General features: G+C 42.4%; 12 protein-coding genes and 1 pseudogene. 3 read left to right on the top strand and 10 right to left on the bottom strand.

Features of this window, described 5'->3' with window-relative positions; all coding sequences use genetic code 11:
- Positions 1 to 450: 450 nt before the first annotated feature.
- From C1E99_RS09635 to C1E99_RS09600, 8 genes are all read right to left on the bottom strand, one after another.
- Positions 451 to 1,146: a Crp/Fnr family transcriptional regulator gene (locus C1E99_RS09635; RefSeq protein ID WP_105207405.1), complete on the bottom strand. Its 696-nt coding sequence runs from the start codon at positions 1,144 to 1,146 to the stop codon at positions 451 to 453.
- A 120-nt stretch (positions 1,147 to 1,266) separates the two neighbouring features.
- Positions 1,267 to 2,178, bottom strand: coding sequence for a DNA-binding protein WhiA (gene whiA / locus C1E99_RS09630; RefSeq protein WP_105207404.1), 912 nt, complete (start codon positions 2,176 to 2,178; stop codon positions 1,267 to 1,269).
- Positions 2,175 to 3,149: a YvcK family protein gene (locus C1E99_RS09625; RefSeq protein ID WP_105207403.1), complete on the bottom strand. Its 975-nt coding sequence runs from the start codon at positions 3,147 to 3,149 to the stop codon at positions 2,175 to 2,177. The genes whiA and C1E99_RS09625 overlap by 4 nt, the downstream gene beginning before the upstream one ends.
- Positions 3,146 to 4,033 (bottom strand): RNase adapter RapZ, encoded by an 888-nt coding sequence (gene rapZ, locus C1E99_RS09620; RefSeq protein WP_105207402.1) that lies wholly within the window; start codon positions 4,031 to 4,033, stop codon positions 3,146 to 3,148. Before rapZ ends, C1E99_RS09625 begins: the two co-directional genes overlap by 4 nt.
- Positions 4,034 to 4,054: 21 nt before the next feature.
- The gene (locus C1E99_RS09615) at positions 4,055 to 4,432 is read right to left on the bottom strand and encodes a RidA family protein (RefSeq protein WP_105207401.1); all 378 of its coding nucleotides are present in this window, start codon (positions 4,430 to 4,432) and stop codon (positions 4,055 to 4,057) included.
- A 169-nt stretch (positions 4,433 to 4,601) separates the two neighbouring features.
- Positions 4,602 to 5,948, bottom strand: a complete 1,347-nt coding sequence (asnS, locus tag C1E99_RS09610) for an asparagine--tRNA ligase (RefSeq protein WP_002941729.1) — start codon at positions 5,946 to 5,948, stop codon at positions 4,602 to 4,604.
- 14 nt (positions 5,949 to 5,962) lie between these two features.
- Complete coding sequence (locus C1E99_RS09605; protein ID WP_105207400.1) at positions 5,963 to 7,144, bottom strand: pyridoxal phosphate-dependent aminotransferase; 1,182 nt, start codon at positions 7,142 to 7,144, stop codon at positions 5,963 to 5,965.
- The gene (locus tag C1E99_RS09600) at positions 7,141 to 7,638 is read right to left on the bottom strand and encodes a DUF5590 domain-containing protein (RefSeq protein ID WP_105108288.1); all 498 of its coding nucleotides are present in this window, start codon (positions 7,636 to 7,638) and stop codon (positions 7,141 to 7,143) included. Before C1E99_RS09600 ends, C1E99_RS09605 begins: the two co-directional genes overlap by 4 nt.
- A gap of 141 nt (positions 7,639 to 7,779) precedes the next feature.
- Between C1E99_RS09600 and C1E99_RS09595 the strand changes: the two genes are divergently transcribed.
- Positions 7,780 to 8,223: a MarR family winged helix-turn-helix transcriptional regulator gene (locus C1E99_RS09595; protein ID WP_105207399.1), complete on the top strand. Its 444-nt coding sequence runs from the start codon at positions 7,780 to 7,782 to the stop codon at positions 8,221 to 8,223.
- A gap of 66 nt (positions 8,224 to 8,289) precedes the next feature.
- Positions 8,290 to 8,814, top strand: a complete 525-nt coding sequence (locus C1E99_RS09590; RefSeq protein WP_105207398.1) for an NADPH-dependent FMN reductase — start codon at positions 8,290 to 8,292, stop codon at positions 8,812 to 8,814.
- Between the two features lie 338 nt (positions 8,815 to 9,152).
- Here the strand turns inward: C1E99_RS09590 and C1E99_RS15520 are convergent, their stop codons facing one another.
- The gene (locus C1E99_RS15520; protein ID WP_330848226.1) at positions 9,153 to 9,278 is read right to left on the bottom strand and encodes an LPXTG cell wall anchor domain-containing protein; all 126 of its coding nucleotides are present in this window, start codon (positions 9,276 to 9,278) and stop codon (positions 9,153 to 9,155) included.
- Between the two features lie 67 nt (positions 9,279 to 9,345).
- Here C1E99_RS15520 and C1E99_RS15515 point away from each other — a divergent pair, with 67 nt between their 5' ends.
- Positions 9,346 to 9,504: a hypothetical protein gene (locus C1E99_RS15515; protein WP_330848224.1), complete on the top strand. Its 159-nt coding sequence runs from the start codon at positions 9,346 to 9,348 to the stop codon at positions 9,502 to 9,504.
- A 164-nt stretch (positions 9,505 to 9,668) separates the two neighbouring features.
- On the opposite strand, the pseudogene C1E99_RS15590 reads toward C1E99_RS15515, so the two are convergent.
- A pseudogene (locus C1E99_RS15590) lies at positions 9,669 to 11,918 on the bottom strand (DUF445 family protein); the annotation flags it as partial.
- Positions 11,919 to 12,020 lie beyond the last annotated feature (102 nt).

The following is a 12,020-nucleotide window of genomic DNA, read 5'->3' as shown; positions in this document are numbered from 1 at the left end:
ATATTTTTTTATACTCTTCGAAAATCAAACTCATACGTTGTTGCCTCGATTTGATGACTGAAAAGCTCCAGTGGAGGTTTTCAGCCTGTTCCCTTGAAGTATAAAAGGAACAGAGTTCTATCTTCATAGTCGAAACGAACTTCGCTCGTTTTATTTCCAACCTCCAAAGGTTCCCCGAACCTTTGGAGCAAGTCTGATTTTGATTTTCATTGAGTATTACTTGATTGGAAATGATAGTGGACCGTACGCTTCCCCCGCTCTCATTTCCTTTACAATCATAGTGTAACAGAGAACAACATCAAAAACTTGAAAACGTTCACATTCTTTTGAGAAATTCTTCACATTTTTACGCGTATTCTTGGGTAATTATCGATAAAAACAACAGAATTATGAATATTGTTTATCCTTTACATCATTATATGAATATTTATTTTTATAAAAAAACAGAAACTAATGTGTTTCTGTTAAATTTTCGAGAAAGAAATCAATATCGAGATAGGTCAGTTGTTTGTGGCTATAGGCAATCTTTTGGTTCTGCTTCAATTGTTTTAAAACATGGCTAACGGTTTCTCGTGTCGTTGCCGCTAAACGAGATATTTCCTGAATATGAATATCAAATGGAAGTGTGTCATACCCATCCCGCTGACACATATCCCAATAAAGAAGAGCCAAGGCTTGAACGACTCGATCTGATGCCTTGGAACGCATCGCATTTCGCAAGCGCAACTCTTGAAAACGAAGTACTTTGGATAATTTTTGACAGATATAAGCCATTTGACTCGGATTTATCTTCGACAAGGTTTCAAACAAAGCCATCGGTACAATAAAATACTCTAGGTCCGTTATGGCAATGGCAGTATAATGATAAGGTTTATCCTGAAACATATCTCCAAAGGGAAAGGCGCCACCCTGTCGGATATAGTCCAGATAGGTAAAACTATCTGTTTCATCATACTGCTCAATCCGAGCATAGCCCTTATACAATACAAATAAATAATCTCTAGGATCCTCTGCGTAAAAAAAGATTTGTCCCTTAGGAACCTTTCGAAAGCGGATATGCTTGGCCAGCTGGTCAAAGCTATCTCGGGTAAGGTTTTCAAAGGTTGGATGTTTCCTAAGATAGCTATACTGCTCACGGCTAATCATTTTCAAGCTCCTCCATTAATCACTCTGTTACGATTATAACATATATTAACTTATAAAACGAGTAAATATAAGCAAATCTACAACAGAAAACCAGCTCAAAAGAACTGGTTTATCTAAAGTCTATAATTCATCCGCTATCTTATTGATTTTTCGCAGACGGTGATTAACCCCACTCTTGGTAATGGGAACAGTCAAGCTATCAGCCAACTGCTGTATCGAATAATCTGGATGTTGGATACGCAACTGGGCAATCTCTTGCAAGTCACCCGATAACTGATCCAAGCCAATGGTATCCATAATTTTGATGATATTGTTGATGGTTTTCATGCTGGCATTGACCGTTTTAGCAATATTTGCCGTTTCAGCATTATTAGCCCGGTTGAGGTCATTTCGAGCCTCACGCAAGAGCTTGATATTTTCAAACTCTGTCTTGGCCTCTTCTGCTCCAATCACCAGCAAGAAATCCATAATATCTTCTGCCCGTTGCAGATAGGTAATGGTTCCCTTGCTTCGCTCAATAACCTTGGCATCCAAGAGAAACTTCTGTAATAAATTGGCCAGGTCCTGGGCATGGTCGCTGTAAACGGATGCGATTTCCAGCTGATACCGTCCTTTTTCAGGATCCTTGACAGAGCCAGCTGCCAAGAATGCCCCTCGCAAATAGGCCTGGCTCCAAGAATCATTTTCAAGGACAAGAGGCGAAATGCCCGTTTCCAGTCCAAAAAAACTATCTGCCAAATGCAAATCATTTAAGATGTCAGTAACACCATCTTCAATGACAACCGCATAGACACGATTCTTCTTGAGATTGGGCTTTTGGTGGTGACGAATTTCAGCTTTTACTTGGTAGAAATGCAGCAGCAATTCGTAGATATGTCTGGCAATTTTAGCATTTTCAGTCGAGATAGATAGGGTCAAGCCTGTTGAAGCCAACCCCAGACTGCCAGATAGTTTAATAATGGCTGCTAGCTCACTCTTATTTTGACTGGACTGGATCAAGAGTTCTTCTTTGACTTTTATGGTAAAACTCATGACCGCACCTGCAAGATCTTGAGCAACTCTTCTACCACCAAATCACCATCATGAAAAGCTCCGCCATTTTCCAAACGAAGGAAATTGGAAGAAATCACGCGCTTGGTCTGCTCCTGTAAGCTAGCAAAGTCATGCTTGACCTGCACCAAGTATTCATCAAACTGGTGGGTATTCATGTAATCCTGTGGAACAGGCTCACTATTGACCAAAACCGTGTCAATAAACTTTTCCCCTAGATGACCATTCAAGACAATGACATGGTCCGCATCCGAGAAGAACTCTGTCTCACCACGTTGGGTCATGATATTGCAGACATAGGTCACTTCTGCCTTGGTTTCTTTCAACGCCTTGCCGATGTCGGAAATCATGAGATTGGGAAGGATAGATGTAAAGAGCGATCCCGGTCCCAAGACCACCATATCACTCTCCATGATAGCTTCTACCACCTGGCGACTAGCCTTAGGCTCATCGTCATTGTAGGAATTGGTCACATAAACATGGCCAATCATGCCCTCGTGTTTGGCAATCTTACTCTCACCAGAAACCTTGGTCCCATCTGTAAAGACCGCATGAAGGGTCAGTGCCTGTTCACTGGAAGGATAAATCCGACCCGTGGTATGGAAAAAGCGGGTCAAGAGTCGCATAGCATTATAGGTTGAGCCCTGCATCTCCGAAATTCCAGCGATGATGAGATTGCCTAGAGGATGTCCGGCCAGAGGACCGTCCGAATCTGCAAAACGGTACTGGAAAATCTGCTCATACAATTTGGGCATATCCGACATGGCCAAAAGAACATTGCGCAAATCTCCCGGAGGAGTCATCTGCAAGGCCTGACGAATCTCACCTGATGAACCACCATCATCAGCTACAGTCACAATAGCTGTAATATCAACATCCTTGTCCCGCAAACTCTTCAAAATGACTGGAATTCCCGTTCCGCCACCAATCACTGTAATCTTTGGTTTTCTCATGAGCGGTTGACCGTTTCCTTCCGTCTGTCCTTATCACGATGGCTGCGGTTAACTAGCCAGTTCTTCTCTAAATCGTCAGCCAAGCGTTTGGCAAAAGCTACGCTTCTATGCTGACCACCCGTACAACCAACAGCAATGGTCAAAACAGACTTTCCTTCCTTCTGATAGCCAGGCAGAATGGGCTCAATCAAGCCGAGAAGATGACTGTAAAATTCTTCTGATTCCTGATGTTCCATGACATAGTCAAAGACAGGAGCGTCCAAACCGGTCAGATTTCGTAACTCCTTCTGATAATATGGGTTAGGCAAGAAACGAACATCAAAAACCAAGTCCGCATCCAAGGGAAGACCATACTTGAAACCAAAGGACATAACTTCTACACGGAAGGATGGTTGGTTATCTTGACTTGCAAACTGCTCTGAAATGGCCATCCGCAGATTACGCGGCGTCAACTCAGTTGTATCAATGACATTCTGGCTCATGTTTTTCAAAGGCGCCAAGAGTTCACGTTCTAGCTGAATCCCGTCCAAAACCCGACCATCTGCTGCAAGAGGATGAGACCGACGGGTTTCCTTGTAACGAGCTACCAGCTCACCGTCTGTCGCATCAAGGAATAAAATCTTAAAGTCCAGATCCTCTGCCGATTCCAAATCGTCCAAAATGTCACGAATTTCCGCAAAGAAAGAACGACTCCGCATATCTACCACCAAGGCAATCTTATTATTGTCTTTGCTATGGCGAATCAATTCTAAAAATTTTGGCAGAAGGGTCGGCGGCATATTGTCAATGGTAAAATAGCCCAAGTCTTCAAAAGACTGGATAGCTACTGTTTTACCTGCTCCCGACATCCCTGTTACAATCACTAAATGGAGTTTGTCTGACATGACATTCCCTCCTTTTCTCTCCTAATCAATTACTGCAATCACTTCAATTTCAACCTTGACATCACGAGGCAAACGCGCCACTTCCACCGCTGAGCGAGCTGGAAAATCTGCTGAAAAGGCTGTTTGATAGACTTCGTTGAAAGCCACGAAGTCATTCATATCCTTGAGGAAGCAAGTCGTTTTAACCACATGATCAAAGTCTGTCCCTGCCGCTTCTAAAATCGCTGCGATATTTTTCAAAACCTGCTCTGTCTGTTCTTGAATGGTTTCCCCAACCACTTGGCCCGTCTCAGGCGACAAAGGAACCTGACCAGAGGCAAAGAGGAAGTTTCCTACAACCTTACCTTGTACGTATGGGCCGATGGCTGCTGGTGCTTTATCTGTATGAATCGTTTTCATCTGTCAATCTCCTTTATATTTTCTAAGTCTATTATAGCATACTAAAGTACTAAAATGAGCCTAGCATAGCTCTCATGTAAGGCAAAATCTACTCAACTTATCAAACAACCACTTTTGCACAAGAAAAACAGACCACGTTTGTAGTCTGTTTGTATATCTATTGATTTGCTTACGGATGCAAGCGATGCAACATACGTGGGAACGGAATCGCTTCACGGATGTGTTTTGTACCAGCGACGAAAGTTACCATACGCTCGATACCGATACCGAAACCGCCGTGTGGCACTGAGCCGTACTTGCGGAGGTCAAGGTAGAATTCGTATTCTGACTTGTCCATGCCGAGCTCATCCATTTTAGCCACCAAAGCATCGTAGTTATCCTCACGCATAGAGCCACCGATGATTTCACCGTAGCCTTCTGGTGCCAAGAGGTCCGCACAAAGCACGCGCTCTGGATTGCCAGGAACTGGTTTCATGTAGAAGGCCTTGAAGCTTGCTGGATAGTTAACAACGAAAGTCGGTACGCCAAAGTAGTTTGAAATCCAAGTTTCATGTGGCGAACCAAAGTCATCTCCGTGCTCAATGTGTTCGTAGTCTGTGTCTTCATCAGCTTCATGTTCTTGCAGAAGGGTAATGGCATCGTCATAAGCCACACGTTTAAATGGTTCTGCAATGTAGCGTTTGAGAGCATCCACATCACGCTCAAGAGTTTCCAAGGCTTGTGGAGCACGGTCGATAACCCCTTGAATCAAGGCTTTAACATAAGCTTCTTGCAAGTCAAGTGACTCTTCATGGCTGAGGAATGAATACTCAGCATCCATCATCCAGAACTCCGTCAAGTGACGGCGAGTTTTTGATTTTTCCGCACGGAAAACAGGACCGAAGTCGAAAACACGACCAAGGGCCATAGCACCAGCTTCCAGGTAAAGCTGACCTGATTGACTGAGGTAGGCAGGCTGACCAAAGTAGTCTGTTTCGAACAATTCTGTTGAATCTTCTGCCGCATTTCCAGACAAGATTGGGCTATCAAACTTGATAAAGCCATTCTTTTCAAAGAATTCATAAGTCGCATAGATGATGGCGTTACGGATTTGCTGGATAGCGACCTGTTTACGAGAACGCAACCAGAGGTGACGGTTGTCCATAAGGAAGTCCGTACCGTGTTCTTTTGGTGTGATTGGGTAATCTTGTGACTCACCGATCACTTCAAGGTCTGTCACATCCAACTCATAACCAAACTTAGAACGCTCATCTTCCTTGACAATTCCTGTCACATAGACAGACGTTTCTTGGCTGAGGCGTTTTGCTACATCGAACTTCTCAGTACCAGCTTCTTCACCGAATTTTTCGATGAAGTTTGGTTTGAAGGCAACTGCTTGGAAGAAGGCTGTTCCGTCACGCAATTGCAAGAAGGCCAATTTGCCCTTACCTGACTTGTTGGCAACCCAGGCACCAATGGTCACTTCTTGACCGACATAATCTTTCACTTGGTTAATGGTAATCAATTTTCTAGACATTATTTTTCCTCTTTTTATTTTTTCATAAATGTGTGTAGTCGAGCCACTGCTTCTTTAAGCGTGTCCATATCTGTTGCATAACTGAGACGGATATTTTCTGGAGCTCCAAAACCTGCACCTGTCACCAAGGCCACACCAACTTCTTCCAAGATAGCAGTGGTAAATTCGGTCACATCTGTATAGCCCTTCATCTCTATAGCCTTTTTGACATTTGGGAAGAGATAGAAGGCACCTTCTGGCTTGATAACCTCAAAACCTGGTACTTCTGCCAGCAAGGGATAAATGGTATTGAGTCGCTCTTCAAAGGCCTGACGCATGGTTTCTACTGTATCTTGCGGACCTGTAAAGGCTTCAATGGCCGCATACTGAGCAGCGGTTGTTAAATTCGAAGTCGTTTGTCCGACAATCTTACTCATGGCCGCAATAATCTCAGGATTACCAACCGCAAAGCCAACCCGCCAACCAGTCATGGCATAGGCCTTGGCCACCCCATTGACCACAATAGTCTGCTGACGAATGCTTTCTGAAATGCTTGAAATCGGTGTAAAGCTATTTCCATTATAGACCAAACGACCGTAAATATCGTCTGCCAAGATGAGAATGTCGTGTTCCACAGCCCAGTTTCCAATTGCTTCCAATTCCTCACGACTGTATATCATACCTGTCGGATTGGACGGGCTGTTGAGCAAGAGGACCTTGGTCTTGTCAGTCCGAGCCGCTTCCAGCTGGTCAACCGTCACCTTGAAATTATATTCTTCTGTGGCAGTGACAAAGACTGGCACCCCTTCGTTCATCTTAATCTGGTCGGCATAGGATACCCAATAAGGTGTTGGAATCAGAACCTCATCACCAGGATTGATGACCGCCGCAAAGAAGGCATAAAGAACAAACTTGGCACCTGTCGCAAGAACGACTTGATTGCGTTCAATGGAGTAGCCGTAGAAGTTCTCAAAGTAAGTATTGACCGCATCCTTCAATTCTGGAAGTCCTGAAGCTACCGTATAAAAACTCGCCTTACCATTTTCGATAGACTGAATAGCAGCTTCTTGGATATTTTTCGGTGTGACAAAGTCTGGCTCACCCAAGGTTAATTCCAAAATATCACGACCCTCAGCCTTCAAGGCCTTAGCCCGCGCACCGGCTGCCAGGGTGACACTTTCTTCCATTTCTAAGACTCGTCTTGATAACTTACTCATAAGCCCTCCTTCTTGATAAAGTTCCCAGTTTCAAATTCGACTTGATAGTAGGCCGTACCTGACTTAACTTCCCAAATCGGCTTGCCATCACTATAACCAAGAACTATTTTATCTACATCGCCAGCACCATTATTTTTAGCAACAGTTTGCGCTTCTTCTTTGGTAATACCATTTGCCGTTGGATATACATAAACGGTATTTGACTCCTCTGGAATGATCACTGCAAGTGACTCACCCTCACTATTAGAACCAATCAAACTGTAATAGGTCTCAGAACCATTGTAAATAGCGAATGAATCCACCGTTTGTAAATCGGCATAATCACGTGCCACCTGACTAGCATGATTTTTCATCTGCACATAGGGAGCTGAGGAAATATCCCAAATTTTAAAAATTGAAAAAGTGATAACAACTAGCAGCAAAAAAGTTCCAACTATAAACTGTCCAATACGTGTTCCCATCCATGTGAACAGCTGACTTATCTTTTTTTTCATATTAGTCCTATTATACTACAAGTCTCATTAGATTTCCAATCTTTCCATATTTACAAGTAAATTTTCTAAACATTCTTTTTTATTAGAAATATTATTACATTTTTACTTGAAAAAAAAACTAATTATTGCTAAAATATTCGTATGAAAACAGTACAAGAATCACTACAAGAAAATAAAGATGCCTTGCACAGTCTCGTTGTCTTCCACCGAGCTGCAAACACTATTTCAAAATTAGAATTAAAGACCATCAAAAAACATGGTTTGACTATTAGTCAATTTGGAGTGATGGAGGCACTCTACAATAAAGGGAATCTACGAATCCAAGATTTGATTGATAAATTGCTGAGTACATCTGGCAATATGACCGTCGTCATCAAAAATATGATCCGTGATGGTTATGTTTATAAGGCAGTTGATACAAATGACCGTCGCGCTTCCTTAATTGGTCTTACACCACTGGGTAGACAGACAATTGAGAGCATACTACCTGAACATTACGAGCACATTGGCATGATTTTCTCTGTCCTCACACACGAAGAACAAGAAACATTGGCTGAAATTTTGAAAAAATTTAAAAAACATTAAGGAGCTGGATTGTCATCAATAGGGAAATAAGATATACTAAATTTATCACTATAAAAGGAGACCTTTATGGCAAACGTTTTATTTTTAGTTGGTTCCTTACGAAATGGTTCTTTCAACCATCAAATGGCTAAACAAGCTGAAACTTTCTTAGCTGAGAAAGCACAAGTGACCTATATCGATCTTGCAAAAATTCCTTTGTTCAACCAAGATATCGAGACACCTATTCTCCCAGAAATTGCTGCGCTACGTGCTCAGGTTGATGCTGCAGATGCCATTTGGATTTTCTCTCCCGTTTATAACTATGCCATTCCTGGTGTCGTAAAAAATGCTCTTGACTGGCTCAGTCGCTCACTTGACTTATCCAATCCCAAAGGTGCATCTATTTTACAAGATAAATTCACAACTGTTTCTGCAGTCGCAAACAGCGGTCATGACCATCTCTTCAAAGACTTCCAACACCTTCTCCCATTTATTCGCACACAAATGGTCGGAGAATTTACAGGCTCTACCATCAATCCAGAAGCCTGGGCAACAGGTGTTTTAGAACTCTCTGACGAAACACTTGCCAAACTAGAGCAACAGGTGTTTTAGAACTCTCTGACGAAACACTTGCCAAACTAGAGCAACAGGCAAAAGACGTCCTTACTGCTATTTCATAATCAGTTTTTGACATAGCAACAATTAGGTCTACATCCCAAAACTCGTACCAATGACATACATCACTCTAGATGTTTGTCTTTTTATTTATTTCAGAGTTTTGGCATTTAAAAAACTCCTCTTTTAGTGGTTCAAGTGATTATTCACCTGCCCACTAATAAGAGGAGTATTTCTTTTTGACTTCCTTGTGAATGTTTGAGCAATGTTGCTTCAATCATTCCCTAATAAACAATTTAGATTTTCAAAACTTTAACTTTGAATTTGTTTCAAAATCATTGTTCATTCTTACGACGTCTCTTAGCAGTTAATGCGAATGCACCTAATAGAACTGATGCACCAATGGCACCTGCAGCTGAAGAACTCTGTTCTCCTGTATTTGGTAATTTAGCGTTTGATATATACGCAGGAGTTATTGAAGGAGTTTCACTCTGAGATTCTGAAGTTGATTCTGACGGTTTCTCAGAGATGGACTCTGAAGCTGATTCTGATGGTCTCTCTGAGATGGACTCAGATGCTGATTCTGATGGTTTCTCTGAGATAGATTCACTTACTGACTCGGAGACGGATTCTGAAATAGATTCTGAGACGGACTCGGACACTGATTCAGAAATAGATAAAGACTGACTAGTAGATTCTGAAATGGATTCAATATCTATTGGTGGAAGCGGTGGATTTACCAGTCCAGGACCGTGTGAGTGGATTTCGACACTTGACTCGGATACTGACTCAGATACGGATTCTGAGATGGACTCGCTTACTGACTCTGATACTGATTCTGACACTGACTCAGAAATGGATTCTGAGACTGACTCAGAGACTGATTCTGAAATGGACTCTGATAATGATTCTGAAATGGACTCTGAGACTGATTCTGATACTGACTCAGAAATGGATTCTGAGACTGACTCAGAGACTGATTCGCTTACTGATTCAGAGATTGATTCTGAGACTGACTCAGAGACTGATTCAGAGATTGACTCAGATAATGATTCGCTTACTGATTCAGAGATTGATTCAGAGATTGATTCTGAGACTGATTCAGAGATTGACTCTGATACGGATTCTGAGATTGATTCTGAGACTGACTCGGATACGGATTCTGAAATTGACTCAGAGACGGATTCTGAGATCGATTCTGATATTGATTCAGAGATTGATTCTGAGACTGACTCAGAAACTGATTCGCTTACTGATTCAGAAATTGACTCGGATACGGATTCTGAGATTGATTCTGAGATGGACTCAGAAACTGATTCTGAGACTGATTCTGAGATTGACTCAGAGATTGACTCTGAGATTGATTCTGAGACTGACTCTGATACTGACTCAGATACGGATTCTGAGACTGACTCTGAGACTGACTCGGAAACGGATTCTGAAATGGATTCTGAGACTGACTCGGATACTGACTCAGAGACTGACTCAGAAATAGACTCGGATACTGACTCAGAAACTGATTCTGAAATGGACTCGCTGACTGACTCTGAGACTGACTCAGAGGCTGATTCAGAGATGGATTCTGAGATGGATTCTGATACTGACTCAGAGATTGATTCTGAGACTGACTCTGAGACTGATTCAGAAATGGACTCAGACACTGATTCTGATACTGACTCTGATACTGATTCAGAAATTGACTCAGACACTGACTCAGAAATTGACTCAGACACTGACTCAGAAATTGACTCAGACACTGACTCAGAAATTGACTCAGACACTGACTCAGAAATTGACTCAGACACTGATTCTGAGACTGACTCTGATACGGATTCTGAAATTGATTCGCTTACTGACTCAGAAATTGATTCAGAGACTGATTCTGAGATTGACTCAGACACTGATTCTGAGATTGACTCAGACACTGACTCAGAAATTGACTCTGAGACTGATTCGCTTACTGATTCAGAGATTGATTCGCTTACTGACTCGCTTACTGATTCAGAGATTGACTCTGAGACTGATTCGCTTACTGATTCTGATACTGATTCTGAGACTGACTCGGATACTGACTCAGAGATTGACTCAGAGACTGATTCTGAGACTGACTCAGACACTGATTCTGAAATTGACTCAGACACTGATTCTGAGATGGACTCTGAGACTGATTCTAAGACTGACTCTGAGATTGATTCAGACACTGACTCAGAGATTGATTCTGAGACGGATTCTGAGACGGATTCTGAGACGGATTCTGACACTGACTCTGAGATTGACTCTGATACAGATTCTGACACTGACTCTGAGACGGATTCTGAGACGGATTCTGAGACAGACTCGCTCACTGATTCTGAGATTGACTCTGATACTGATTCTGAGACGGATTCTGAGACGGATTCTGAGACTGACTCAGAGATTGACTCAGACACTGACTCGCTTACTGATTCTGAGATTGACTCAGACACTGACTCTGAGACGGATTCTGAGACAGACTCGCTCACTGATTCTGAGATTGACTCTGATACTGATTCTGATACTGACTCAGAGATTGACTCAGACACTGACTCAGAGATTGACTCAGACACTGACTCTGAGACGGATTCTGAGACAGACTCGCTCACTGATTCTGAGATTGACTCTGATACTGACTCAGAGATTGACTCAGACACTGACTCGCTTACTGATTCAGAGATTGACTCAGACACTGACTCTGAGATTGATTCTGAGACGGATTCTGAGACAGACTCGCTCACTGATTCTGAGATTGACTCTGAGACGGATTCTGAAACGGACTCGGATACAGATTCTGAGATTGACTCTGATACTGACTCAGATACAGATTCTGAAATTGATTCTGAGACTGACTCACTTACTGACTCAGAGATTGACTCGGATACGGATTCTGAAATTGATTCGGAAACTGACTCACTTACTGACTCGGATACGGACTCTGAGACGGATTCGGAAACTGATTCAGATACTGACTCTGAGACGGATTCTGATACGGATTCTGAAACTGACTCACTTACTGATTCTGAGATGGACTCTGATACTGATTCACTTACTGATTCTGAGATGGACTCTGAGACAGATTCACTCACGGATTCTGAGATGGATTCAGATACAGATTCACTCACGGATTCTGAGATGGACTCTGATACAGATTCGCTCACGGATTCTGAGATGGACTCTGAGACTGATTC

Source organism: Streptococcus suis, from assembly GCF_002964045.1.
Classification (GTDB): Bacteria; Bacillota; Bacilli; order Lactobacillales; family Streptococcaceae; genus Streptococcus; species Streptococcus suis_U.
Note: the sequence above shows the minus strand (reverse complement) of the source record. Positions and strands in the feature narration are given on the sequence as shown.

What these genes read in the sequence shown, in the direction of transcription:
- C1E99_RS09595 (WP_105207399.1), top strand. Translation starts at nt 7,780, where the DNA reads ATGAAAACAGTACAAGAATCACTACAAGAAAATAAAGATGCCTTGCAC.
- rapZ (WP_105207402.1), bottom strand. Translation starts at nt 4,033, where the DNA reads ATGTCAGACAAACTCCATTTAGTGATTGTAACAGGGATGTCGGGAGCA.
- C1E99_RS09600 (WP_105108288.1), bottom strand. Translation starts at nt 7,638, where the DNA reads ATGAAAAAAAAGATAAGTCAGCTGTTCACATGGATGGGAACACGTATT.
- asnS (WP_002941729.1), bottom strand. Translation starts at nt 5,948, where the DNA reads ATGTCTAGAAAATTGATTACCATTAACCAAGTGAAAGATTATGTCGGT.
- C1E99_RS09590 (WP_105207398.1), top strand. Translation starts at nt 8,290, where the DNA reads ATGGCAAACGTTTTATTTTTAGTTGGTTCCTTACGAAATGGTTCTTTC.
- C1E99_RS09615 (WP_105207401.1), bottom strand. Translation starts at nt 4,432, where the DNA reads ATGAAAACGATTCATACAGATAAAGCACCAGCAGCCATCGGCCCATAC.
- C1E99_RS09625 (WP_105207403.1), bottom strand. Translation starts at nt 3,149, where the DNA reads ATGAGAAAACCAAAGATTACAGTGATTGGTGGCGGAACGGGAATTCCA.
- C1E99_RS09605 (WP_105207400.1), bottom strand. Translation starts at nt 7,144, where the DNA reads ATGAGTAAGTTATCAAGACGAGTCTTAGAAATGGAAGAAAGTGTCACC.
- C1E99_RS15515 (WP_330848224.1), top strand. Translation starts at nt 9,346, where the DNA reads ATGGACTCTGAAGCTGATTCTGATGGTCTCTCTGAGATGGACTCAGAT.
- whiA (WP_105207404.1), bottom strand. Translation starts at nt 2,178, where the DNA reads ATGAGTTTTACCATAAAAGTCAAAGAAGAACTCTTGATCCAGTCCAGT.
- C1E99_RS09635 (WP_105207405.1), bottom strand. Translation starts at nt 1,146, where the DNA reads ATGATTAGCCGTGAGCAGTATAGCTATCTTAGGAAACATCCAACCTTT.